Source organism: Afifella sp. H1R (assembly GCF_021462425.1).
Lineage (GTDB): Bacteria > Pseudomonadota > Alphaproteobacteria > Rhizobiales > Afifellaceae > Afifella > Afifella aestuarii.
In genome coordinates this window covers 1,552,110-1,576,089 of the sequence record NZ_JAKEDY010000001.1, presented here as the reverse complement: position 1 = coordinate 1,576,089, position 23,980 = coordinate 1,552,110, and the positions used below count along the sequence as shown (strand labels likewise).

Annotated in this window: 24 protein-coding genes; 16 read left to right on the top strand and 8 right to left on the bottom strand. The window is 63.7% G+C overall.

All coding sequences use genetic code 11. The annotated features are described in order from the left end of the window. The first annotated feature begins 126 nt into the window (after positions 1-126). The 3 genes from gatB to L0F51_RS07510 all read left to right on the top strand — a co-directional run bounded on the left by gatB (position 127) and on the right by L0F51_RS07510 (position 2,554). Positions 127-1,623 (top strand): Asp-tRNA(Asn)/Glu-tRNA(Gln) amidotransferase subunit GatB, encoded by a 1,497-nt coding sequence (gatB, locus tag L0F51_RS07520; RefSeq protein WP_234628599.1) that lies wholly within the window; start codon positions 127-129, stop codon positions 1,621-1,623. Between the two features lie 69 nt (positions 1,624-1,692). Beyond that, positions 1,693-2,043 carry a hypothetical protein gene (locus tag L0F51_RS07515; RefSeq protein WP_234628598.1) on the top strand — a complete coding sequence of 117 codons (351 nt, stop codon included), beginning with the start codon at positions 1,693-1,695 and terminating at the stop codon, positions 2,041-2,043. A 154-nt stretch (positions 2,044-2,197) separates the two neighbouring features. Then, positions 2,198-2,554, top strand: coding sequence for a hypothetical protein (locus tag L0F51_RS07510; RefSeq protein WP_234628597.1), 357 nt, complete (start codon positions 2,198-2,200; stop codon positions 2,552-2,554). A 437-nt stretch (positions 2,555-2,991) separates the two neighbouring features. On the opposite strand, the gene L0F51_RS07505 is transcribed toward L0F51_RS07510, so the two are convergent. Genes L0F51_RS07505 through L0F51_RS07485 form a run of 5 tightly spaced genes read right to left on the bottom strand, consistent with a single transcriptional unit; the run spans position 2,992 to position 7,062 of the window. After that, complete coding sequence (locus L0F51_RS07505; protein ID WP_234628596.1) at positions 2,992-3,216, bottom strand: hypothetical protein; 225 nt, start codon at positions 3,214-3,216, stop codon at positions 2,992-2,994. Beyond that, positions 3,164-4,225 (bottom strand): radical SAM protein, encoded by a 1,062-nt coding sequence (locus L0F51_RS07500; protein ID WP_234628595.1) that lies wholly within the window; start codon positions 4,223-4,225, stop codon positions 3,164-3,166. Before L0F51_RS07500 ends, L0F51_RS07505 begins: the two co-directional genes overlap by 53 nt. Continuing rightward, complete coding sequence (locus tag L0F51_RS07495; RefSeq protein ID WP_234628594.1) at positions 4,222-5,988, bottom strand: radical SAM protein; 1,767 nt, start codon at positions 5,986-5,988, stop codon at positions 4,222-4,224. The genes L0F51_RS07500 and L0F51_RS07495 overlap by 4 nt, the downstream gene beginning before the upstream one ends. Next, positions 5,981-6,700 carry a phosphodiester glycosidase family protein gene (locus L0F51_RS07490; protein ID WP_234628593.1) on the bottom strand — a complete coding sequence of 240 codons (720 nt, stop codon included), beginning with the start codon at positions 6,698-6,700 and terminating at the stop codon, positions 5,981-5,983. Before L0F51_RS07490 ends, L0F51_RS07495 begins: the two co-directional genes overlap by 8 nt. 14 nt (positions 6,701-6,714) lie before the next feature. After that, complete coding sequence (locus tag L0F51_RS07485) at positions 6,715-7,062, bottom strand: hypothetical protein (protein WP_234628592.1); 348 nt, start codon at positions 7,060-7,062, stop codon at positions 6,715-6,717. Between the two features lie 559 nt (positions 7,063-7,621). On the opposite strand from L0F51_RS07485, the gene L0F51_RS07480 reads away from it, so the two are divergent. The 6 genes from L0F51_RS07480 to L0F51_RS07455 all read left to right on the top strand — a co-directional run bounded on the left by L0F51_RS07480 (position 7,622) and on the right by L0F51_RS07455 (position 14,225). Beyond that, positions 7,622-8,083, top strand: a complete 462-nt coding sequence (locus L0F51_RS07480; RefSeq protein ID WP_234628591.1) for a GNAT family N-acetyltransferase — start codon at positions 7,622-7,624, stop codon at positions 8,081-8,083. A gap of 58 nt (positions 8,084-8,141) precedes the next feature. After that, positions 8,142-9,725 (top strand): glutamine-hydrolyzing GMP synthase, encoded by a 1,584-nt coding sequence (gene guaA / locus L0F51_RS07475; RefSeq protein WP_234628590.1) that lies wholly within the window; start codon positions 8,142-8,144, stop codon positions 9,723-9,725. A gap of 419 nt (positions 9,726-10,144) precedes the next feature. Next, the gene (locus L0F51_RS07470) at positions 10,145-11,053 is read left to right on the top strand and encodes an ABC transporter ATP-binding protein (protein ID WP_234628589.1); all 909 of its coding nucleotides are present in this window, start codon (positions 10,145-10,147) and stop codon (positions 11,051-11,053) included. Beyond that, positions 11,050-11,838, top strand: coding sequence for a hypothetical protein (locus tag L0F51_RS07465; protein ID WP_234628588.1), 789 nt, complete (start codon positions 11,050-11,052; stop codon positions 11,836-11,838). Before L0F51_RS07470 ends, L0F51_RS07465 begins: the two co-directional genes overlap by 4 nt. 85 nt (positions 11,839-11,923) lie before the next feature. Further along, entirely contained in the window at positions 11,924-12,592 is a 669-nt protein-coding gene (locus L0F51_RS07460; RefSeq protein ID WP_370642329.1) for a transglycosylase domain-containing protein, read from the top strand. Between the two features lie 301 nt (positions 12,593-12,893). After that, the gene (locus tag L0F51_RS07455; RefSeq protein ID WP_234628586.1) at positions 12,894-14,225 is read left to right on the top strand and encodes a sodium-dependent transporter; all 1,332 of its coding nucleotides are present in this window, start codon (positions 12,894-12,896) and stop codon (positions 14,223-14,225) included. A 139-nt stretch (positions 14,226-14,364) separates the two neighbouring features. Here L0F51_RS07455 and L0F51_RS07450 read toward each other — a convergent pair whose 3' ends face one another. Continuing rightward, positions 14,365-14,865 carry an Lrp/AsnC family transcriptional regulator gene (locus L0F51_RS07450; RefSeq protein WP_234628585.1) on the bottom strand — a complete coding sequence of 167 codons (501 nt, stop codon included), beginning with the start codon at positions 14,863-14,865 and terminating at the stop codon, positions 14,365-14,367. Positions 14,866-14,964: 99 nt separating this feature from the next. Here L0F51_RS07450 and L0F51_RS07445 point away from each other — a divergent pair, with 99 nt between their 5' ends. Both L0F51_RS07445 and L0F51_RS19935 read left to right on the top strand, forming a co-directional pair. Further along, on the top strand, positions 14,965-15,372 hold the full coding sequence (locus L0F51_RS07445; protein ID WP_234628584.1) for a DUF2000 family protein: 408 nt from the start codon (positions 14,965-14,967) through the stop codon (positions 15,370-15,372). Beyond that, a complete protein-coding gene (locus tag L0F51_RS19935; protein ID WP_255701289.1) occupies positions 15,369-15,500 on the top strand; it encodes a hypothetical protein in 132 nt (43 codons plus the stop codon). The genes L0F51_RS07445 and L0F51_RS19935 overlap by 4 nt, the downstream gene beginning before the upstream one ends. An 84-nt stretch (positions 15,501-15,584) precedes the next feature. On the opposite strand, the gene L0F51_RS07440 is transcribed toward L0F51_RS19935, so the two are convergent. After that, positions 15,585-16,484: an SDR family oxidoreductase gene (locus L0F51_RS07440; RefSeq protein WP_234628583.1), complete on the bottom strand. Its 900-nt coding sequence runs from the start codon at positions 16,482-16,484 to the stop codon at positions 15,585-15,587. Positions 16,485-16,611: 127 nt separating this feature from the next. Between L0F51_RS07440 and L0F51_RS07435 the strand changes: the two genes are divergently transcribed. Further along, positions 16,612-17,418 carry a helix-turn-helix transcriptional regulator gene (locus tag L0F51_RS07435; protein WP_234629373.1) on the top strand — a complete coding sequence of 269 codons (807 nt, stop codon included), beginning with the start codon at positions 16,612-16,614 and terminating at the stop codon, positions 17,416-17,418. A gap of 588 nt (positions 17,419-18,006) precedes the next feature. Further along, the gene (locus L0F51_RS07430; RefSeq protein ID WP_234628582.1) at positions 18,007-18,702 is read left to right on the top strand and encodes a hypothetical protein; all 696 of its coding nucleotides are present in this window, start codon (positions 18,007-18,009) and stop codon (positions 18,700-18,702) included. Between the two features lie 15 nt (positions 18,703-18,717). On the opposite strand, the gene L0F51_RS07425 is transcribed toward L0F51_RS07430, so the two are convergent. After that, on the bottom strand, positions 18,718-19,530 hold the full coding sequence (locus L0F51_RS07425) for an IclR family transcriptional regulator (protein WP_234628581.1): 813 nt from the start codon (positions 19,528-19,530) through the stop codon (positions 18,718-18,720). 118 nt (positions 19,531-19,648) lie between these two features. Here L0F51_RS07425 and L0F51_RS07420 point away from each other — a divergent pair, with 118 nt between their 5' ends. The 3 genes from L0F51_RS07420 to L0F51_RS07410 all read left to right on the top strand — a co-directional run bounded on the left by L0F51_RS07420 (position 19,649) and on the right by L0F51_RS07410 (position 23,897). After that, the gene (locus tag L0F51_RS07420; protein ID WP_234628580.1) at positions 19,649-21,208 is read left to right on the top strand and encodes a M81 family metallopeptidase; all 1,560 of its coding nucleotides are present in this window, start codon (positions 19,649-19,651) and stop codon (positions 21,206-21,208) included. Between the two features lie 66 nt (positions 21,209-21,274). Beyond that, positions 21,275-22,858: an ABC transporter substrate-binding protein gene (locus L0F51_RS07415; RefSeq protein ID WP_234628579.1), complete on the top strand. Its 1,584-nt coding sequence runs from the start codon at positions 21,275-21,277 to the stop codon at positions 22,856-22,858. Between the two features lie 97 nt (positions 22,859-22,955). Further along, positions 22,956-23,897: an ABC transporter permease gene (locus L0F51_RS07410; protein WP_234628578.1), complete on the top strand. Its 942-nt coding sequence runs from the start codon at positions 22,956-22,958 to the stop codon at positions 23,895-23,897. The last annotated feature ends 83 nt before the right edge of the window (positions 23,898-23,980 follow it).

Below are 23,980 nucleotides of genomic sequence, written 5' to 3'. Positions count from 1 at the left end.
GCTGAGCCTTACCGGCATGCCGGTGGCGGCTTTGCGATCCGATGCGCGGCCGGCGGCGGGCGACTGGCCTCTTTCCTTTCGGCGAAACGGTGGTCTATAGCGGGCGCAACGCTGGAGCCTTTGCGAATGATCGCCGAAAACCGCAATACAAATCCGAAAAACCTCATTGCCGGTGCGACCGGTGACTGGGAAATCGTCATCGGCATGGAAGTCCATGCCCAGGTCGCTTCGAACTCGAAGCTCTTTTCCGGCGCCGCCACGGCGTTCGGGGGCGAGCCGAACGATCATGTGAGCCTCGTCGATGCGGCGATGCCCGGCATGCTGCCGGTGATCAACGAGGAATGCGTGGCGCAGGCGGTGCGTACGGGGCTCGGCCTCAAGGCTGAGATCAATCACCGCTCGGTTTTCGCCCGCAAGAACTACTTCTATCCCGATCTGCCTCAGGGCTATCAGATCTCGCAGTACGACCAGCCGATCGTCGGTGAGGGCGAGATGATCGTCGAGGTCGGTCCGGACAAGAAGGGCGAGTTCGAAGAGATCACGGTCGGCATCGAGCGGCTGCATCTGGAACAGGATGCCGGCAAGTCGCTGCACGACCAGCATGAGACGATGAGCTTCGTCGATCTCAACCGCTCGGGCGTGGCCCTGATGGAGATCGTCTCCAAGCCCGATCTCCGGTCCTCCGACGAGGCCAAGGCCTATCTCGCCAAATTGCGTTCGATCCTGCGGTATCTGAGGACGTCCGACGCGGACATGGACAAGGGCAATCTCCGCGCCGACATCAACGTCTCGGTGCGGCGGCCGGGCGAGCCTTTCGGCACGCGCTGCGAGATCAAGAACGTCAACTCGATCCGCTTCGCCGGTCAGGCGATCGAATACGAGGCGCGCCGCCAGATCGGGGTCATCGAGGACGGCGGCACGATCGATCAGGAGACGCGGCTCTTCGACCCGAACAAGGGCGAGACGCGGTCCATGCGCTCCAAGGAAGAGGCGCATGATTATCGCTATTTCCCCGATCCCGACCTTCTGCCGCTCGAGATCGACGCCGCTTATGTCGAGGCGCTGGCCGCGGATCTGCCGGAGCTTCCCGACGACAAGCGCGTACGGCTGATCCAGGCTTTCGGCCTGTCCGCCTATGATGCGTCGATCCTCGTCTCCGAGCGCGCCATCGCCGATTACTTCGAGCATGTCGCCGAGGGCCGTGACGGCAAGCAGGCGGCGAACTGGGTGATCAACGATCTTCTGGGTGCGCTCAACAAGGACGGCCGGACGATCGAGGAATCACCCGTCTCTCCGGCGCAGCTCGGCGAAATTCTCGACATGCTCAAGGAAGAGGTGATCTCCGGCAAGATCGCCAAGGACCTCTTCGAGATCGTCTACAGCGAGGGCGGGGATCCGCGCGACATCGTCGAGGCGCGGGGCATGAAGCAGGTGACCGACACCGGCGCCATCGAGAAGGTGGTGGACGAGGTGATCGCGGCCAACCCGGACAAGGTCGAGCAGGCGAAGGCCAAGCCGACGATGATCGGCTGGTTTGTCGGCCAAGTGATGAAGGCGAGCCAGGGCAAGGCCAATCCGCAGGCCGTCAACGCCCTGTTGAAGGAGAAGCTCGGCATCGAATAGGTTGAGCTCGAAACGAGAGCGGAGCGGCGGCGGCGCCCGCCGTCCGCCTGTCCCGGGGGCGCATTTCGCATGAACTCGCAGGCTCTCGCGATGACCGCGCGCTTTTGTTCTGTCATCGCGTTCCTTCTCGGCGTGCTGATCTGGGCGGAGGGCGCTTCCGACCTCGTTCTCAACTTTCACATGATCGCCGGGGGCATTTTTCTCGCCGCCTTGTGGATCCTGAGCCGCCGCCTGCTGACGGTGAGGCCCTGGATTTCGGCAGCGGGCTTCATTCTCATCCCCCTCGTCGTGCTTGCCGGCATTGCGCCGATCCTTCTTTTGATCGACGGGCGGATGGCCGGCGCCTTACATCTCCTGCTCGCCGTCGCCGCGATCGGTGTCGCGGAGATGACCGCCAAACGGTTGAAGCTTGCGGCTTGAGCGCGAGATTCCGGACCGCCTGCAGGTCCGCCGCAACCGTCTTTCCCGTCCCATGCCTCACGCGGATCAGACCTTCCTGCGCGGCTGGCGCGCGATGAGCGCCGGCTCACATGCCGATCCGACAGACATCACATTCTGAATTGGAGAGCGAACGATGACGAAAATGCTGATCATGGCCGCACGGGTGTTGGCCCTCGTTGCGCTCGCCCTCGGGGCGGCGTGGTGGTTCGGCTATTACGAACTGCCCATCCACCTGCACATGACCTTCGGCGGGCTTTTCGTGCTGACCCTGTGGGCGCTCGCCTTCAAGGTGATGCCGGTTTCGAAGGGGGTGGCTGCAGGAGCTTTCGTGCTCGGCCTTCTTCTGCCCGTCGTCGGGCTGGCGCAGCTCCACATGCCGATCGCGAGTGCGCCTTGGCTCCTGAAGCTCGTGCATGTGGCGGTTGCGCTTGCCGCCATCGGCATCGCCGAAGCGGCAGCAAAGCGCGCCAAGCTCGTGGCAAATGCGTGACGGCGGGGAGTAGGAAAAAGTCGATGTGCGGGCATCTCGCGATCTCTGCGCGGATGCTCCCGTTATTCTAAGATTTGAAGAACAAAAAGGCGACTGCACTTGCGTGCAGCCGCCTCGACAATACCTGGACTGGAAGAGATTACTTCTTGCCGCCCTTACCGCCCTTCGGATCCTTCGGGCCCGGCTTCGGAGTATTTGCCATCGTCTCTATCCTGAAAGCATCGGCGGTGTTGGCTGGGCCGGAATTGGCCTTTAGAGCTCACCGTCGATAGATGAAATCTTGTTTTTGACTTGTGTCCGCGTTGAGGCGAAAATGCGGCGCAAATCAGGCATCGTGAAGGTAATGCCGCGGCTTTGCGCCGGCGAATGAATGGGCTGGATCGCGGGCCGACGGGTGTCGCGAGCCACGCTGCTGCGGGTGGGCGAGAGCGCGATCTTCAGCCCTTCACGTAACACGTGTCTTTCACGTAGCAGGTGTTTTTGACGTAGCAGCTATCCTTCACGTAGCAGCTGTCCTTCACATAACAGGGATCCTTGACGTAGCAGCTCGCGCGCACGTGACGATCATCCGCCTCCGTGGCCGTTTGCGACGGCGCGGGCTCGGCGAAATCATCCCGCCTGCGGCTCTGGCCATAGGCGCTCAGCGTGTATTTGTTCTTCATCGTGGCTCCTCCGTTCGGCTGTGGCCGGCGGCTTGAAGGCGAGACAGCCGCCCTGGCAGATGTCGAGGGTGCGCCATTTGCAGGTCTCGCACGCCTTCCGGGTCGCGACCTCCCAGCGCAGCGGTCGGACCGTCTCTTCGATCGTCTCGACAATCTCCTTGGCGCCGGCATAGCCGTCGATGCGGCCGAAGCTCAGATGCTTCAAAGGCCCGCAATAAAAGAGCTGAAGCGCGGGCGTGACGTCGATGGCGCCAGGGCAGGCAAACGACAGGAATATGCCGGCCTCTTTCAGGCGCGCCAGACGGTCGTTGTCGACCGCGCAGACGGGCAGGCAGCAATCCGTGTTGAGGGCGATGCCATCGTGTCGGCAGCGTACGGCGATCCTTTCGAAGAGCGGCATCATGGCGGGCAGGGCCTCGAAGCCGACATGCGTGTTGGTCGCCGCGGAATTGGGCTTGGCGACGTCGACACGCAGATGCCGCGCACCATGGCGTTTTAGGAGATCGAAGACGAAGTCGACCTCCTGATCCGGCGCAAAGAGGTTGAGGCTGAGACTGAACGGCTCTTCCCCGCGGGCGCTAGCGATGATGTCGAGATTGGCGGTGAGCCTTTGCCACAGGCGGCCGCTGTAGCTCGACGGATGGTTGATGTTCAGCATCAGCCCGCACGGGGTCTCGCTGAGGAATTCCGCGATCTGAGGCTCGAAGACGCCGTTGGAGAAGACGCTGACGGGCAGCGGCGCACCGTTCGGCAGGGCGAATTCGCGCGAGCGGGCGATCGCAACGAGCTCGCGGAAGCGCGGATGCAGCGTCGGCTCGCCGCCGAGCAGATTGACGCTGTCGCGAAGCCCCGTGGCGACGAAGTCTCGCCCGTAGTGCAGGGCCACGCGGAAATTCTCCTCAGTGATGATGTCGTGACCGCCGCGTTCCGCCGGGCGGGCATTCAGGCTGCCGGCGAAGAAGCAATAGGCGCAGGTGAGGTTGCAGCGTTCGATGAGGAGGAGGTTCATGCCGGCACCTCGCCGAAGAGGGCCGTGCAATAGCGCCTGAAAGGCGATGCCGGCGGTTCGTCGATGAAGCGCCAGAAGAGCTCTTCCACCAATTCGCGGCTGACGCGGCATCTTTCCGTCCCGCGGGCGGGATCGGAATCGACGAGGACGGAGACGCCGATGTCGGTGCAGCCGTAATGGGCGAGGCTTGCGGCCGGGCAGGAGCCGCCACAGAAAGCGAGGATGGGGCAGGCGGCGCAGGAGACCTCGTTTTTCGCCTCCGCGGCACAGGCGTTCGGATGCTCGCAGAAAAGGTCGGGATCATAAAAGCTCGTCACCTGCGGGCAGGTCTGCCGTAGCGGTGCGTCGAGCAGGCGCCGGGCGCAGTCGGGTGAGGCGACATCGCCGATGAGATAGCGGTCGATGAGGTCGCGGTGACAGGCAAACGCGCGACCCTTCGGATCGACGGCGAAATAGATGTCGCCCATGCCGCAGGTCTGGCGTTCGCCGCCGCGGGCCACACGGTGGAGGATCGAGGTGATGGGGCCGAAATCGAAGACGCGGCCGGTGCTGTCATAGAGTTTCAGCACCGCCTCGAAGGCGTCGAGATATTCCCGCTTCAGGATGGCGGGATCGGGCGCTGCGACGCCTGTGACCCGCCGGCCATGGGCGACATCCTGCATCGGGATGAAGGAGGCGGCGGTGAGGCCCCAGGCGGCATATTTTTCGATCGATCGGCGTACGGCGCTCTGGTTCTGATCGCTCACCGTCGCGCGCAGGCCGACGCGCACGCCCGCATCGAGAAGCCGCCGCAGCCCGTTCTCGACCGTCTTGCCGCTCTTTGACGCGTGGCCGGGGAAGGGGCGCTGCCAGTCGTTCACCTCCACGGGCGGATCGAAGGAGAGCGCGACGCGTACATCGTACGTCTTGAAGAAGGCGATGAGGTCGTCGTCGACCTGCGTGCCGTTGTCGTCGATCGCAAAGCGGATGAAGATTCTTTCGCGGGCGGCATAGGCGCTCAGATATGCGGCCGCGTGACAAAGGAAGGCGCGCACCTTGCCCTTCAGCGATGGCTGGCCCCCGAAGAACACGACGTTGAGGCAGCCCATGCCCCAGCGCTGGCGGATGTAATCGACGAACGTGCGGGCGAAGGCCGCAAGCGTCGCCTCCGACATGACGCCGACGGCTTTGTCGGACGGGAGGTCGGGCGCATTGTCCATCACATGGCAGTACCGGCAACGCAGATTGCAGGCATCGGTGATGAGGAGCGACACTTCCACGAAGGGAGCGGAATCGGGCGGAGCGAAGGTCGACCAGGGCCTGGTGCCATCGCGCCGGAAGCTCTCCAGCTTTTCTTCCAGGTTTTGGCGCAAGGCCTTCTCGCGCGCCCGCATCGCGGCATCGTAGCCTCGGCGCACGTGGCGGATGCGGTCTGCGGCCGGCTCGGGCGGGGCGAAGAAGCCTTCCTCGTCGAAAGCCGCGAGATAGTCCTCCGCCTGTCGCGGGAGCGCGGCGTGGAACGCCTCCTCGTCGAGGCCCCGCCTGAGCGCGAGCACGTCGCTCTCGTCGGCGTCGAAGACCAGATACCGCGAAACCGGCACCTCGCAATCGTTGAACAGCGCAAAGCGGCCCGTGCGAAAATCCCGGATGGCTTTGACGCCAGGCGCGAAGACGAGCCGGTGCGGGTTGGCGCCACCCGGGGAGACGGCAGCCGGGGAGACGGCACCTGGGGAGGCGCCACCCGGGGAGGCGGTGCCGCGCGAGACGACAGGCGCTTTATCCATAGCCGATCACCCAGCAGGGGATGGAGCTGTCGTTGCCCCCTTTCACGAGGACCTTGCCGTTGACGGCAAGCGAGGTGGAGCCGCCGCCGTCGAGGAAGACCGCATCGGTGACGCCTCTCGCCTGCATGGCGTCGGCCATTTCGGCGGGCCTCATGCCCTTATGGGCGGGTGTTTCCTTTTCGGTCGCGACGAAGACGAGAAGGCGGCCGGATTTGTCGATGCCGAGCGCCGGCCGGGAGGTTTTCCGGATCGCATCGTCGAGGAAGAACTGCCCGGACGTGTCTTTCAGCGTCGCGGCGTCGGCGACATTCTTGCCGCCGGCGAGCAGGCGCCCGAGACCACCCAAAGCTGCGTGGTAGGTGGCGCGATAGCTGGCTTCGAGCTCTCTCGGAGCCTCCGGGAGCAGGGCGCGCTCATAGATCGTCGGCTGGTCGAAGAGGGTGATGGCGAAGCCGAAGCGTTTTCTCGCCTTCGGTTCCGAGGTGAGATGGAGATGGCCGGCGAGCGTCAGGACGTCTCCGAGAAGCCGTCCGGCGTAGAAGAAGGTGCCGTTGATGGCGAAACTCTTGCCGGTTTTCGCCTTGCGATGCGCGAGGGCCGCGGCCGAGGCGATGCCGCCCTTGCCGACATGCACGTCGATTGTGAAGCTGGCGCCCGGCTTGTCGATCCAGAGGAAGTGGCCGGTTTCCGGAATGTGGGAATGATCGAGCATCTTCTGCGCCTCACTCACTTTTTGGGCAGGGCGTCGAGCATCCGGCGATAGCGGTCCGCCAGCGCTCTCCAGGCTGCGAGGTCGCCCTCCTCGTGGAGGACATGGAAGGTGGCGATCTCTGTGAACTGGCGCACCAGATCGCGGCAGAGCGGCTTTGCATGCTTCAGATCGCCCCGAAGGAGGGCGGCGATCTCGTCGTAGAACTGTGTGAGAGCGGCGGCTTTTCCGGCGTCATCCTGCCGGCCGAGGGCAGTCATCAGCTCCTCTGTCTTGTCGGCGGCGACACTGCTCTGAGCGACGAAGTTGTTGATTTCACTTTGTGTCGCTGTGCCGGTGACGATCTTCGGGTATGTGTCTTTCATCGCAAGAAATATCTTGCAGGTATCCCGAAAGAGCGTCTGGGGAGCCGTCATCTCGCTCCTCCCTCGGAGTGTTCTTATCGTCCAGGGCGAAACTTATCTCTCTTCAAAGAGTAAAAGCCCATCTCGGCCGCAAAGACGACTTTGCGCGCCGTTCGAATTGCCTGAAAATATATCATCGTTCTTGTTTTCGCGCATATGTTTGCTGTTGCGGCCAGACGCCGCGCTGAGGCGCGGATGCCGGCAGGGCCGCTCTCTTCCGCTGCTCCATCGCGACAAGGGTGGCGCGGCGGCCGGCCGTCGTGAGCGACCCTCGTGAGTGGCCGGCGTGGGCGGCCGAACGGGCGCCCTCACGGCGCGTGCGAACGCTCTCATCTTGTGCAATCGGGGATGTTGGCTTCGGCCGGAATCGGCCTTAAGCACGCCCGGGATCCGACGGGCTGCGCGATCTGAACGAGACGGCGCGGTCGTCGGCCGGTGCGGGCGCGGAGGAACGCATGTCCCGCTCAAGCTGCTGTGCGCAGACTGCGCCGGCATTCGAAAACGAGGTTGAGCGACGGGAATGTCTGGACTTTCTATCCGCCGAGCCAAACGGGGTGACCTTGCGGCGTTGATCGCCATCTTTGCGGCCGATGATATCGGCGGCCATGGCGACACGCTGCATCCTGCGGCCTTGCCGTCCTACCAGAAGGCGTTCGAGGAGCTGGCGGGCAGCTCCGATGAATGTCTTTACGTCGCCGAACAGGACGGCGAGGTGATCGGCACCTTCCAGCTCGGATTTCGCTATTCGCTGCCCGATCGCGGCGCTCTGAAAGCCACGCTCGAAGCCGTCCAGGTGCGCCCCGCCGAGCGGGGGCAGGGAATCGGCGGCAAGCTCGTCCGCTTTGCCATCGCCGAGGCGCGGCGCAAGGGCGCGCATTCGCTCTCCCTCACGTCGAACAACGCCCGTCGCGATGCGCACCGCTTCTACGAGCGCCTCGGGTTTCAGAACACGCATCGCGGCTACAAGCTTTTTCTGGACTGAGGCCTTCTCCGGCGATTGGGTTATTGAGCTCACGCGCACATGCGCCTAAAGGCGTGCCATGAAAGAGCATCCCTCCGAACAGCACGATACGCTGCTCATCATCGATTTCGGTTCGCAGGTCACCCAGCTCATTGCGCGGCGGGTGCGCGAAGCCGGCGTCTATTCCGAAGTCGTGCCTTTTCAGAAGGCCGAAGAGGCGCTTAAGCGGCTCAATCCCCGCGGCATCATCCTGTCGGGCAGCCCGGCCAGCACGACGGAAATCGACACGCCGCGCGCGCCGCAGGCGATCTTCGAGGCCGGCCTGCCGGTGCTCGGCATCTGTTACGGCGAACAGACGATCTGCCGGCAGCTCGGCGGCGAGGTGGAGCTTTCCGACCATCGCGAATTCGGCCGCGCCTTCGTCGAGGTGAAAGAGGCCTCGCCGCTGTTCGAAGGCGTGTGGGACAAAGGCTCGCGCTACCAGGTGTGGATGAGCCACGGCGACAAGGTGACGGCCATCCCTGAGGGCTTTCGCGTCATCGCCGCCTCGAGCGGGGCGCCCTTTGCCGCGATCGCCGATGAGAGCCGCAAGATCTACGGCGTGCAGTTCCATCCCGAAGTGGTGCACACGCCGGACGGGGCGCGGCTCATCGCGAACTTCGCGCACAAGGTCGTGGGCCTCAAAGGCGACTGGTCGATGGCGGCCTTCCGTGAGGAGGCGATCTCGCGCATTCGCGAGGATGTGGGCTCCGGCCGCGTCATCTGCGGGCTTTCCGGCGGCGTCGATTCCTCCGTTGCCGCGGTTCTCCTGCATGAGGCGATCGGCGATCAGCTCACCTGCATCTTCGTCGATCACGGGCTGATGCGGCTCGGCGAGGGCGAGGAGGTCGTCTCGCTCTTCCGCGACCATTACAATATCCCGCTCGTGCATGTGCGCGCCGAGGACATCTTCCTCTCGGCGCTCGAAGGCGAGGCGGACCCGGAGACGAAGCGCAAGACGATCGGCCGCCTCTTCATCGAGACGTTCGAGGCGGAGGCGGAGAAGCTTGCGGCCGACGGACGCAAGGCGCCGGAATTTCTGGCGCAGGGCACGCTCTACCCGGACGTGATCGAATCCGTGTCCTTTACCGGCGGGCCTTCGGTGACGATCAAGTCGCACCACAATGTTGGCGGCCTGCCGGAGCGGATGAATCTGAAGCTCGTCGAGCCGCTGCGCATGCTCTTCAAGGATGAGGTCAGGGCGCTCGGGCGCGAGCTCGGACTGCCTGAAAGCTTCGTCGGACGCCATCCCTTCCCGGGGCCGGGCCTTGCCATCCGCTGCCCGGGCGGTGTGACGCGCGACAAGCTCGACATTTTGCGTAAGGCCGATGCGATCTATCTCGACGAGATCCGCAAGGCCGGGCTCTATGACGCGATCTGGCAGGCCTTTGCCGTGCTTCTGCCGGTGCAGACCGTCGGTGTGATGGGCGATGCGCGCACCTATGATTTCGTCTGTGCGCTCCGCGCCGTCACCTCGGTCGACGGTATGACGGCCGATTTCTTCCACTTCGACATGGACTTCCTGGGCGCGGCCGCGACCCGCATCATCAACGAGGTGAAGGGCATCAACCGCGTCGTCTACGACGTGACCTCGAAGCCGCCGGGAACGATCGAGTGGGAGTGAGTTCGGCCTGCCCGAGCGGCAGCGATTTTTCTCCAGAGCTCTGCATCCGTAGTTGAGACGAAACCAGCAGCTGCAACCCACTGGTCGATCGCGATCCCGAGGTCGCCGGCGAAGCACCTTGGGGACGTGTCGTCACCCTTTGTGACGAGCTACATTTCGTCCCCGATTTGCGCCTTTCAGGCGGAAGCCGGCGTGGTGGGAATTGGCGGAATCTCGTGCGCATCGCTGTGTATCGCTTTTCCGCCCGTGACGAAGGGGGCGAGGCGATGCCGGGAAAGCCGTCTCGAACGTCTCCTGCGGCTCTCGCCCTCGACATATTCTGGTGCCAGAGATGGCCGACAATCGCCTATAGCCTAGCCGGAACATGAGTCCGCGTCGCAACGCCGCTTCGGAAGCGAGGCTCGAGATGGGATCGTTTTGTGAGCGACGGAGATCGGGAAGACGCCATTACAGTCTCGGGCGTCGAAAAAACATTCGGATGGGGAGGCCGTGCTTTCAAAGCACTCGATGGGCTTTCTCTCGGTGTTCCGCAAGGCTGCGTATATGGCCTGCTGGGTCCGAACGGAGCCGGCAAGAGCACATTGCTGCGGATCATCGCCGGCCTCGTGCGTCCTGATCGCGGCTCGATCGCCATTTTCGGAGAGGATGCCTGCAGGCGATCGCGCCGGCGCCTCGGCATGTTGATCGAGGCCCCGGCCTTCTACCCGTTCCTGACGGCACGCGAGCATTTGGAAATGTTCGCTCGATTGAGCGACACCATCACGATGGTCGAGCCTGTTCTGCGGCGCGTCGGCATTGAATACGCCGCCGATAAGAGGGTGGCTGAGTTCTCGCTCGGCATGAAGCAACGGCTGGGGATCGGATGTGCTCTCGTCACGCACCCAGACGCGATCGTTCTCGATGAGCCAACCAATGGTCTCGATCCGGACGGCATCCTCGAAATGCGTTCTCTGATTGCCGATCTCGCCCGGCGGGATGGCATCACCGTGCTGCTTTCCAGCCATCTCCTCGATGAAGTCGAACGCGTTTGCGACCGTGTCGCGATCCTGCGGAATGGCCGATTGGCGGCGCAGGGGCGGGTCGCCGAGTTGCTGGACAGCCAAGCCCGCTTCTGGCTCAACGTCGATCTGCCGCAAGCCGTCGTGGAACGCTTGCCGTCGCAAGCGGATGTCGGTGACGGTGGGGTTTATGTTCGCGTTGGGCGTGATGAGGCTCCTGACCTCATCCGTACGCTGGCAAACGCCAACATACGGATTTTCGAGGCCAAATGGGTGAAACCCGATCTGGAATCGGTGTTCCTGTCTGAAACGCGACGGGAGCTCCCATGAACGCTCTCATTTCGGCGGAGGTTCTGAAGCTCCTGCGCCAGCCAGGAATGCTGTTTTGGGGATTTCTGTCAGTTCCCGCAGCCGCTCTCGCCTTCAAGATCACGCTGGAGAGCTTTTTCTTCCTTCGATCAGGACACCTCCCGCCGGCACGGGCCGATGCGCTTCTGTCGGCTGCGCAATCGCTGAGCATCGCAGGGAACCCGATTGCGCAGCTTCTCTATGCGATCGGTGTGTCCTCCGTATTCTATGTCGAATACCGGTTTTCGGCCTGGCGCAACCTCGTGCCCCGCGCAGGGCGTATTCCTCTCCTCGCCGCGAAGTTCGTCGTCTGCCTCCTGTGCATGGTCATCGGTCTTGTTCTGACAATCGCCGGAGATATGATCCTCAACACGGCACTTGGCCTTCTCGGCACCGGCAATAGGACGTCGATTCATGCGAGCGGCGTTTTCGTGCTCGGTGGAGCGTTTGTGATCGCTTTTCTCGAACTGGCGAGTGTCGCAGCGATCGTTGCGACGCTCACGATCATATTCCGGAGTATGATCGCGGCAGTCGTTCCCGTGTTTCTCGTCGGGATCGCGTGCGCGATGGTGCAGGCCTATTTTGGTGCGGCCGTAGCCACCGTTCCTATGCCCTCTTTTGCCGCCGACGCTGCGCGGGCGTGGCTTTTTGCCGGTGCCGAGCGGGCATATGGCCTCACAGGGCTTGGCACGCTGCTCGCATGGCTCTTGGCTGCGGTGGGCGCCGGCTCCCTGGTGTTTTGGCGTCAATCTCTGAATACCGAATAAGAAGTCGAAAGAGCTTATTGTAAATTACCTCAGGAATTCATTCGGGTCGAAATCATCGAAATTGTGTTTGGGGCAAGCATATCGGATGATGCGCATTCTGAAATATTTTGGAATTGTCTTTGCTCTCCTGCTTGTCGGTCTCGTGGGCTATGGCGCCAAAGGATACTGGGATGCGGTCTCGGGTGCCGAGGGCTTGCGTGCTCAGGCTGACGCGGCGATTGCTCAAGGGCGAGGCGGGGGCTCTCTGGGGCCGGCCCGCCGGGCTATCCTCCTCGCTGTCGAAGACCCGAATTTTTCAACGCATCCCGGCGTGGATTTCTCCACCCCGGGCGCCGGCTTGACCACCATCACCCAATCGGCAGCCAAACGGCTTGCCTTTGAGGAATTTCACCCCGGCCTCGGAAAGATACGCCAGACCGGCTATGCGCTCGGGATGGAGAGCCGTCTTTCCAAGGAGCAGATCCTTGCCCTGTGGCTGGAGACGCTGGAAATGGGCAACGGTCCCGATGGCTGGATGGCCGGCTTTCATTCGGCAAGCTCAGCGATTTATGGGCGGCCTCCAGCCGAACTGACCGAAGCCGAGTTCATCAGGCTCGTGGCGGTGCTGATCGCGCCGGCATCCTATGATCTCGCTGGAAGCGACGCCAAACTGGACGAGCGGGTGGCCCGGATCCAGCGTTTGGTGGCGGGGGCGTGCGCGCCTTCGGGTTTTTCGGATGTCTGGCTTCAGGGCTGCGGGCAGCGAGCCGAGTGAACTGCGGCTCAGGCGTCCGCTGGATGCGCCGGCTGCCGGCCCACTGCCGGCCCTTTGACAGCCGACATGGGACGATGTGCCCAATCGTCGCGACCCGGCAAAAATGCCCCTCGAAAGCGGGGATCGCCGAACTTTTTTGCTTTCGGTCATCGACTTTCGGCTCCGGACCGGGTTTTTAGTCCGCCAGCCTGAGCCGGTCACGCGATGATCCTTCCCTGTGCCGGCATCAACTCACACCAGCGCATCCGTTTCGGCCCCAAGACGGCCGGTCGGCATGCCAAGAGCCCCACAGGATCGGTTCATGAACGCTCCGCGAGAAAAGTGGCATTCCCGCATCGGCTTTGTCGTCGCCGCTGCCGGTTCCGCCGTCGGCCTCGGCAATATCTGGAAGTTTCCCTACATCACCGGCGAGAACGGCGGTGCTGCTTTCCTTCTGCTTTATCTCGCGATCGTCTTCACGATCGGCCTGTCCGTGCTGCTGGCTGAAGTCGCCGTCGGGCGCGCGAGCCAGAGCGATGCGCTGTCGGCCTTCAAGGTGCTCGGCCACAAGGGCTGGACCGTGGTCGGTGCGATCGGCCTGACCGTCGCCTTCCTGATCCTGTCGTTTTACTCGGTCATCGCCGGCTGGACGATCGCCTATGTGATCAAGTCCGCCGACGGCGCCTTCAGCGGTCTCGACATCGGCGGGATCGGAAACTCTTTCGTCGGCTTCATCTCCGACCCCTGGCAGCCGTTGATCTATCAGGCGGTGTTCGTCGTCCTCACCGTCTTCGTGGTGTTGAAGGGCGTCGCCTCCGGCATCGAACGGGTCAGCAAGATCCTCATGCCCGTCCTGTTCCTGATCCTGCTCGCCCTCGTCGCCCGTTCGATGACGTTGCCGGGCGCGGAAGCAGGTCTGAAATTCTTCCTGTCGCCGGACTTTTCCAAGATCAACGGCACGGTCTTCATGGCCGCCCTCGGCCAGGCCTTCTTCTCGCTCTCCATCGGCATGGCGGCGATGCTGACCTACGGCTCCTATCTCGACCGCGACACCCGCATCGGCCGCTCGGCCTGGTACATCGTCTCCCTCGACACGATGGTGGCGGTGCTGGCCGGCCTCGCCATTCTGCCGGCGGTCTTTGCCTTCGGTCTCGATCCGGAAGCCGGTCCGGCGCTCACCTTCATCACCCTGCCGACGGTGTTCCAGGCCATGCCCGGCGGCGCGATCTTCGGACCCGCCTTCTTCGTGCTGTTGCTGATTGCGGCGCTGACCTCCTCGGTCTCGCTCCTGGAACCGCTCGTCGCCCTGTTCTGCGACCGCGGTTTCGGCCGGGTGCCGACGACCATCGCCATCGGCGCCGTCACCTTCCTGCTCGGCGTTCCGTCCTCGCTGTCGCAAGGCATCTGGGCCGATTACAAGCTGTTCGGCATGGGGTTCCTCGATCTCCTCGACTTCCTGACCGCCAACATCATGCTGCCGATCTCCGGCCTGATGGTGGCGATCTTCGTCGGTTGGGTGCTGGGGCCGCGGGCCGCCAACGAGGTGACCGTGGATGGCGAGCATCCCGGCGTCTTCTTGACGCTGTGGATCTTCATCCTGCGCTTCGTCGCCCCGGTCGCGATCCTGGCGATCCTCATCAACGGCCTGATGTAGGGACATCCGGCTTTGCCGGGATGACAGGCGAGGGGACGGGCGAGATGCGCGCCCCCTTGCGGATGGAACGGGTGCCGGCCGGCGGCCGGCATTTCCGTGCTTTGGGAACTCCGCGCGGTATTCCTATCGGCCGATGCTTCTAGTCGTCCGCGACCGGGCTCGGTCCGCGTTCGAGATAGGTCGACAAAGCGATGTAGCTGCGGGTGCCCTTGAAGCCCTCGATGGAATGGATCCGCTCCAGAAGCTCCTCCAATGCCTGCGTGTCGCGCGTCCTCACCTTGAGGAGCATGGCGCTCTCGCCCGTCACAGTGTGGATCTCTTCCACTTCGGGAAGCTCCTTGAGCGCCAGGAGTTGGCGCGTCACCGCCCAGCTCGTCGTGTCGATATGCACGAAGGCCAGAAGGGGTCTTCCGAGCCTTGCGCCGTCGAGAACGGCGATATTGGCCTTGATCACGCCATCCTGCCGCAGGCGCTTGACGCGCTCGTGCACGGCCGGGGGCGAGAGGTGGAGCAGCTTGCCCAGCTCCGCATAGCTCCGCGTGGAATCCTCAGCCAGAAGACCTAACAGGGTTCGGTCCTTGTCGTCCAAACGGGCCGGCGGTGCGAGCCGCTGCCGAACGTGGTTCGTATCTTTCGTCATCGCCCGGAATGCCTTTGGTGCGGAATATCATTCGGCATTATGATGTCTGGATCTTACGAAATGCAATAAATACCCGCTTAGTCTGAAGGAAAATAAGGCATGTTCGACACGAAGGTCGCCATTCTGGTGCTGGACGATCTCGCGACCTGGCAGAAGCTGAACGTCACCGCGTTCCTCGCCACCGGCGTGGCCGCCATGGCTCCGGAGGCGATCGGCGAGCCCTACGAGGATGCGACGGGACGACGGTTCGCCAGTCTCCTCGGACAGCCGATGCTGATTTTCGCGGCGGGAGAAAGCGCGCTCAAGCGCGCCCACCGCATTTCGGGAGAGAAAGGGCTTCTCACGGCCGCCTATGTCAGGGCGATGTTCTCGACGGGCCACGACGCGGCAAACCGCGAGGTGTTCAAGGCCGAACCCGCAGATGCCCCCGATCTCGTCGGGATCGCGATCCGCGGCCCGAAGAAGGACGTCGACAAGGCGACAAAGGGAGCGAAGCTGCATCCATGATCGACGCCGCGGCTGTCGTCTTTGGCAGCTTGTGCATTCGTGACCTTCGCCGTCTTGGCGTCGCTGGGCGCGACGCCGACGGTTTTGAGTCCGGCGGGGAGGTCGATGCGATGGTCAGCTTTTCCTGAACTCCGCCGGCCTGAATCCCGCCGACATGAAGGCCGGCGGGATCGATCAGTATCATGCTGCGAGACGGCGCGATCGTTCGTGGATCAACCGGCGCTGGCCGCGTAATCCATGCGAGCGAGGTCTTCCAAAAGCGCCGGTCCCGTCGGCTTCCAGCCGAGCCGTTCGCGGGTGAGGGCGCTGGAGGCCGGCATGTCGAGACAAGCGATGCCTGCCAGCCATCCAAAATGGGTCTCGGCTTCGTTCTTCGTTACGGATTGGACTGGCACACCCAGACCGGCACCGATCGCTTCCGCGATGGTGCGCATCGGAATGGCTTCCTCGGTGACGGCGTGCCAGCGGATGCCCGGCTCGTGGTGATCGAGCGCCAGGACATAGAGGCGGGCGACGTCTTCGACGGCGGCGGCGCACCAGCGGTTGCTGCCCTCGTCGACATAGGCCGACACGCCCTTTTCGCGGGCGATGTCGATCAGTGGCGAAATCAGGCCCTGTTTGACGGGGTCATGGACCTGGGGCAGCCGCACGACGCCGACGGAGACGCCGCGTTCCCCGACGGCGACGCCCGCGAGCTCGCTCTTGATCCGGGGCAGGGGATGCTCGCGATCAAAAATATCCTCGCGGGCGAACTGTCCCGGCCCGGGACTGCCCATCGCGACGGCCGAGGTGATGAGGAACGGACGATCCGAACCGGCAAGCACGTCGCCGATCGCCTCGATCACCCGCCGGTCCTTGTCGCAATTCTCCACAAAGCGCGAGAAATCGTGGTCGAATGCCGTGTGGATCACAGCGTCGACTCCCTCGGCGCCCTTTGCAAGCGTTGCCGGGTCGTCGAGATCGCCGCGGTGGACTGCGGCGCCAGCCTCCTGCAGCCGGCGAGCGCCCGCTTCGGAGCGGGCGTTGCCAAGCACCTGGTGCCCTTCCGCAAGCAGATTGGGCAGGATTCGCGAGCCGATAAAGCCGGTTGCGCCAGTCAGAAATACACGCATCTGGTTCTTCCTCTTTGAGAGGATGCGTATTTCGCGATCTGCCGCTACCTGTTAAAGTAGTGAGCTTATCATGGTATAATTCACAACAGGTTCGACCGTGCCCGACGAAACGCCCAATCAGCTCGGCATGTACCTGCGCGATCGCCGTACCCGGCTCGATCCGACCTCGTTCGGCTTCGTCGGAGGCCGGCGCCGCACGCCTGGGCTGCGCCGTGAGGAGGTCGCCGCTCGCGCGAACATCAGCCCGACCTGGTACACCTGGCTCGAGCAGGGCCGCGGCGGCGCGCCCTCGGCCGACGTGCTCGACCGGATCGCCAAGGGTCTGATGCTGACGGAGCCTGAGCGCGAGCACCTCTATATGCTCGCCCTCGGCCATCCGCCGGAAGTGCGGTACCAGCCGGTCGAAGGCGTCACCCCGCGGCTCCAGCGCGTGCTCGACGCGATGCCGCTCAGCCCCGCCATCATCAAGACGGCGCTGTGGGACGTGGTCGGCTGGAACAGGGCTGCGGCGGCGCTTTTGACCGACTATTCCAAGCTGCCGCGCGAGCGACGCAACATCCTCCGTCTCATGTTCAGCAGCTGCCGCGTGCGCGCCAAACAGGAGGATTGGGAGAGCGTCGCTCGCTTCGTCGTCGGCGCGTTCCGGGCGGACGTGGCGCGAGCGGGGGCGAGCGGCAGCGCCGAGGTGATGCGGCTCGTTGCCGAGCTGTGCGAGATGAGCTCGGAGTTCGAGGCGCTGTGGCGGGACAACGACGTGGTGGCGCACGGCGAGGGCGTGAAGTGCATTCACCACCCGGAGGCCGGACTGCTCGATCTGGAATTCTCCTCCTTCGCCGTCGAGGGGCGGCCAGAGCTCGGCATGATCGTCTACAACCCTGCATCGCCCGCGGACGCCGAGCGCTTGCGAGTGCTCATCGACGCGAAAACGATCTAATCGGATTGCATCTGCGTCCGGCCAAGGTCGTCCGTGACATGACGCATATCCGCCGGGCGCGTGCCGCTCGACCTGCCGACATGTCTGCCTGCCGTCATGTCTTTCTGCCGACATAGGTTTTCAGCTCCTCCGGCGTGACGGCGGGAAGCGCTACCCCGATCAGGCTCTCCTCCGGGTGCGGATTGACCTCGATGGAGATGTTTGTGTGATCTGACGTGAAGGCGGATTTGTACTATAGTTCACATTAAATAATAATTGAATTTTGCAAATATTATTGGAATTGTGTCCGAGCTCTACCTGAATCCCTCCCTTGATGTGGCGGGTGGTGATGTCGGAATTCGTAGTTCTTTGAGTTCATCGCGTCTCGTGGGTCGCCGTTTCAAATCTGGCGGAGGTGAAGGGCGGGAGTTTGCCCGCGAATTCCCGCGCATGTGTCGCCTGACGGGCGGCCGAGGAGGCGCGGGGACGTCGCGGGCGGGTGGCCCATGTGTTGGGAGCTTCTTCGCCGTCTCGCTCGTCTTGTCTTGCCTCATCCCCGATTGTGAGGTTCTGGCCGGCGCATGGACGCTCGAGGAGGGGGCGGGTCAGGTGATCTGGTCCGTCATGTTTTCGAAGAGCCCCGCCGGTCTTGATGCCGATCTTTCTGGCGGTTTCGGCCGCCAGCTTCACGACACCGCGAAAACGGAAGTCACGCTCTTTGCCGAATATGGCGTGACGCGCGATCTGACTTTGATTGCGGCACCTGGTTTTCGACGTGCTTCGGTCGGCGCTTCGACGAGCAGCGGGCCGGGATATTTCGATCTCGGGGCGCGCTATCAGGTCTTCAGGAAAGGCGCGGCGGTCGCATCGGTTCAGGGGATCGCACGCATTCCGGGCGCCTCCGATCCGACGGTGTCGGCCAATCTCGGCTACACCAACGCGGAATATGATCTGCGTGGTCTCTTCGGCTACGGCTTCAAGCTCGGCGAGAATGACGCGTTCGTCGACATTCAGGCCGGCTACCGGTTCCGGACGGCCGGACCGGCGGACGAAGTGCGGGGCGATCTCACGTTCGGCTACCGGGTATGGCCGGACGTTCTTCTGCTGGCGCAGTCCTTCAATACGGTGAGCGTCGGCGCGGCCGAGGGCGTCTTTCGGCCGACACGGGAGCATAAGCTGCAGGTGAGCGCCGTCTACGACATCAACGCGCGTCTCTCCGTGCAGGCCGGCAGCTTTGCGACCGTTCGGGGAGAGAACGCGCTTCGCGAGCGGGCCGTTTTCTCCGCCGTCTGGGTCCGCTTCTGAGCTTTCGAGACGTCCTCAAAGACTCCCCATGATCGCCCGCGCCGCCTCCATGGCGAGCGGAGAGGCCCGTTTGACGAAATCCTCGGGCGTCCATTCCGACAGCGATCCCGCCACGTGGATTGCGCCGAGGGGGACACCGTCGCCACGCGAGATCGCCACGCCGAGCGCCACTTCGCCCTGCAGAAACTCTTCCACGACGACAGCATAGCCGTCGGTGCGGGCCTGCTTGATCCGCTTCATGATCGCGTCCGGCTCGACGACCGTCTTGGCCGTGTATTTGTGCAAAGACGTGCGCAGGACGATCTCGCGCGCTGCCTCGTCCGGAAGGAGCGAGAGGAGGGCCCGGCCGCCTGCCGTGCAATAGGTCGGCACGCTGTGGCCGACGAGGGTGGCGTGGAAGGTCTCGCGTTTGCTCTGCATGCGCAGCGCGTAGATGATGCGGGTCTCGTCATAGAGGCTGAAATCGACGCGCTCTCGGATCGTCTTGCGCAGCTCCAGGAGCACGGGCGTCGCTTTCTGTATGACGGGATCGAGCCGGAGCACGTCGAGCGTGTGGTCGAGAAGGCGGATGCCGGGGAGATAGCCGCGATCGCCCGGGCCGCGCCGAAGATATCCCAGTTTCGAGAGGGTGTGGACGAGGCGCTGGGCGGCCGATCTGTCGATGCCGGCGCGAAGGGCGATTTCCGAAAGGCTGAGAGGGCCGGGCGCGTGATGAAAGGCGCTCAAAACCTGCATGGCCCGGCCGGCCGCGCGGACGAAGAGGCTGTCGTCCTCATAGGGAAGGGAATCGATCGGTTGGGAGGGGTCAGCCCGTAGACGCTTATTCATGGATAGCTTGACGGCTCGTTCGAGGGGGTTACTATGATCGTTGTGCAATATAGTTGTATTGCATAGCGATACACAACCTCTTTTAACGGTGTGTGCCGATGGGTGGGGGCAGGCGGAGATGACGTTCAGGGTCGCGGTGGCGGGCTTCCTCCACGAAACCAATACGTTCGCTCCGGTTCGGGCGGATCTCGAAGCTTTCCGGGTCGGCGGAGGCTATATCGGGATGACGCGGGGGGCCGCGCTTCTCGATGCGGCGCAGAAGGTCAATCTCGGCATTGCCGGCGCGCTCGATGTTGCCCGGGAGCAGGGCTGGGACGTGGTGCCGACGCTCTGGGCCGGGGCGATCCCCTCCGGCTATGTGACGCGCGAGGCGTTTGAGGCGATCGCCGGCGAGATCGTGCAGCGAATTTCCGAGGCGGGGCCGCTCGACGGCGTCTTTCTCGATCTCCATGGCGCGATGGTGGCTGAGCATGTCGACGACGGGGAAGGCGAGATCGCCCGCCGCGTCCGCGCGGTGGTCGGCGACGCCGTCCCGATCACATCGGCGCTCGACCTGCACGGCAATATCTCGGCGGCCTTTGTCGACACGGTCGACGCGCTCGTCGCCTTCCGCACCTATCCCCATGTCGATATGGCCGCGACCGGCGCGCGGGCGGCCCGGCTTCTCCATGAGATGATGGCAACGGGCAGGCGGCCCGCGAAAGCCTTCCGGCGCATGTCCTATCTCGTGCCGATCCCGTTTCAGGCGACGGAGATGGCGCCGGGGGACGCGCTCTACGCCGAGATCGATGCGCTGGAGCGGGAGGGCGTTCTGTCAGCCTCGCTCTTCATGGGGTTTCCGGCGGCGGATATTCCAGATTGCGGCCCGACTGCGATGGCCTTCGCGGCGACGCAGGCGGAGGCCGAGCGTGCCGCCGACCGTATCGCCGCCGCCTATGAGGCGGCCGAGCCGCTCTTCGACAACCGCACGTTTACGGCCGGGGAAGCCGTGGCGGAGGCGGCGCGCATCGCCGCCGTCAAAACGGGTCCGGTCATCATCGCGGATACGCAGGACAATCCCGGGGCGGGCGGCGTTTCGGCGACGACCGGGATGTTGCGGGCACTCATCGCGGCCGATGCCCAAAATGCCGCGATCGGCCTCATCGTCGATCCGGCGAGCGCGGAAAAGGCGCATCAGCTCGGCGAGGGGGCGACGGCGCATTTTGCGATCGGCAGTCACCCCGGGGTGCCAGGCGATCATCCGGTCGAGACGGAGGCGGTGGTGGAGCGTCTCTCCGATGGGCGGCTTCACGCGACGGGTCCCTATTACGGCGGCGGACGGCTCGACCTCGGGCGATCGGCGTGCCTGCGCATCGGCGGCGTGCGCGTCGTCGTGACGAGCGGCATCGCGCAGATGGCGGACCGCGAAATGTTCCGTTTCGTCGGCGTTGTCCCGGAGGAGCAGGCGATCCTGGTGGTGAAAAGCTCCACGCATTTCCGCGCCGATTTCGCGCCCATCGCCTCGGAGATTCTGGTGGCCCTGTCGCCCGGCCCGATGCCGTTCAATCCTGCCGATCTGCCGTTCACGCGGCTTCCGGCCGACATGAAACTCTTCCCGAACGGACCTCTGTTCGGTGAAGCGAGCGCCGCAAAGGCGCATTCCGACCCAGGCGGGGAGAACATCGCCGCGGTCCAATAACGACAAAGCACCAACAGATCGAATCCGAGAGAGGGATGTATGCAGAGCTTGAAACCACTTTCTTGCATGAAGCGTAGCCTCGCCGCCGCGCTTCTTGCAGGCGGCGTGCTGTCCGCACCCGCTGTCGCCAACGCGCAGGATGATGGCAAGACCATCACGGCGGTGATGCATTCGGGTCTGCGCGTGCTCGACCCCGTGATCACCACCGCGCACATCACCCGCGACCACGGCTATATGATCTATGACGTCCTGACGGCCGTGGACGAGAATTTCGAGCCTCAGCCGCAGATGGCGGATTGGGACGTCTCCGACGACAAACTGACCTACACCTTCACCCTGCGCGACGGGCTGAAGTTTCATGACGGAGCGCCGGTCACCGGCAAGGACGTCGTCGCCTCGCTCACCCGCTGGGGCAAGCGCGATTCCGGCGGTCAGATGATCTTCGACGTGACGGAAAGCCTCGAGGCGCCGGACGACAAGACCATCGTGTGGAAGCTCTCAGAGCCTTTTCCGCCGCTCCTCAACGTCATTTCCAAGCAATCAGCCGTGCCGCCCTTCATCATGCCGGAGCGGGTGGCGGAAACCTCGCCGGACGAGCCGATCACCGATTACACCGGCTCCGGCCCGTTCGTCTTCAACAACGACAAATACGAGCCGGGCGCTTCGGTCACCTACGACAAGTTCGAAGATTACGTGCCGCGCGACGAGCCGCCCTCCTGGATGGCCGGCGGCAAAAAGGTCAATGTCGACCATGTCGTCTGGACGACGATGCCCGACAATCTGACCGCGATGAACGCGCTCGCGGCCGGAGAGATCGATTATCTGGAACAGGTGCAGGTCGATTTGTTGCCGGTGATCGAGAACGCGCCGGACGTGACGGTCGAGATGCGTGACCCGCTCGGCTTCGTCACGATCGGGCGGCCGAACTTCCTGCATCCGCCCTTCGACAACAAGAAGGTGCGCCAGGCGGCCCTTCTGGCTCTGAGCCAGGAAGACGTGCTCGCCACCATGATGGGCTCCGACAAGTACTACAAAGTCTGCGGTGCGATCTTCGGGTGCGGAACGCCGCTCGGCGATGAATCGGGCTCTGAGCCGATCACCTCCGGCACGCATCCGGAAGAGGCCAAGAAGCTTCTGGAAGAGGCCGGTTACGACGGCACGCCCGTGGTGCTCATGCAGCCGACGGACGTCGTCAGCCTGACCAATCAGCCGGTCGTCGCCGCACAGGCCCTTCGCCAGGCGGGCTTCAACGTCGATATGCAGGCCATGGACTGGCAGTCGGTCGTGCAGCGGCGGGCGCAGCAGAACCCTCCTGCCGAGGGCGGCTGGAACATCTTCTTCACGAACTGGATGGTGCCGGAGATTTCCGATCCGCTCATCAACGTGATGGTGAACGGTCGTGGCGACGATGCCTGGTTCGGCTGGCCGGACGATCCCGAGATCGAAAAGCTGCGTGACGACTTCGCGCTCGCTGAGGATCAGGAGGCCCGCAAAGCGGCCGCCGTCGCGATCCAGAAGCATGTGATGGACAATGTGAACTACATCCATCTCGGCGAATACAACATGCCTCAGGCGCGGCGGAATTCGATCCAGAACATGATCCCGTCGCCGGTTCCGGTCTTCTGGAACATGACGAAAGAGGCGGAGTGATCCACCTTCGGAGACGCGCCTTTGCGCGCGTCTCCGGCCGTCCTGTCTCGCAATTTGCGCTGAGGTTCGAACAGGCCTCGCGGCAAGGAGACCGATCATGTTCGGCTATATCCTGAAGCGGATCCTCGCCACGATCCCCGTGATGGCGATCGTCGCGGTCTTCGTCTTCCTTCTGCTTCGCCTGACCCCCGGCGATCCGGCGGCGATTCTCGCCGGCGATGCCGCCACGCCTGCGCAGCTCGAGCGCATCCGTGACCGGCTCGGCCTCAACGATCCTCTGCATATCCAGTTCTTCACCTGGATCGGGCAGATGCTGCACGGCGATCTCGGAACCTCCCTCATTTCCAGCACACCGGTTGCGGGCATGATCGGAGACCGGCTCGGGCCGACGCTCAGCATCGCCATCATGACCATCATCATCTCGGTGATGCTGGCCGTGCCGATGGGCGTGATCGCGGCGTGGCGCCATCGCACCTGGGTCGATTTCCTGGTGATGTCCTTCTCGGTGCTGGGCTTCTCCGTCCCCGTCTTCGTGATCGGCTACATCCTGATCCAGATTTTCGCGATCGAGCTGCGCTGGGTACCGGTGCAGGGCTACGCGCCGCTTTCCTCGGGCATCGGTCCGTTCCTGACGCGGGCGATCCTGCCGTCGCTGACGCTCGCCACGATCTATGTGGCGCTGATCGCGCGCATGACGCGCGCCTCCATGCTGGAAGTTCTGGGCGAGGATTACGTGCGCACCGCCCGCGCCAAAGGCGTGCGGGAGAACGTCGTGCTTTTCCGCCATGCGCTGCGCAACGCCGCGGTGCCGATCCTGACGATCATCGGCACGGGCTTTGCGCTCCTCATCTCCGGCGTCGTGGTGACGGAAAGCGTCTTCAACATTCCCGGCATCGGCCGGCTCACCGTCGATGCGATCCTGGCGCGGGACTATCCGGTGATCCAGGCGATGATCCTGTTCACCGCCGGCATCTACGTCTTCGTCAATCTCATCGTCGACGTCTCCTATTCCTTCTTCGACCCGAGGATCCGCTACTGACATGGCTGAGATTTCCCCATCCCGCCATAGCGCCTTCCAGGTCTTGACCGGGGTGTTTTCGCTCCCGGCCGGAGCGCGTCTGG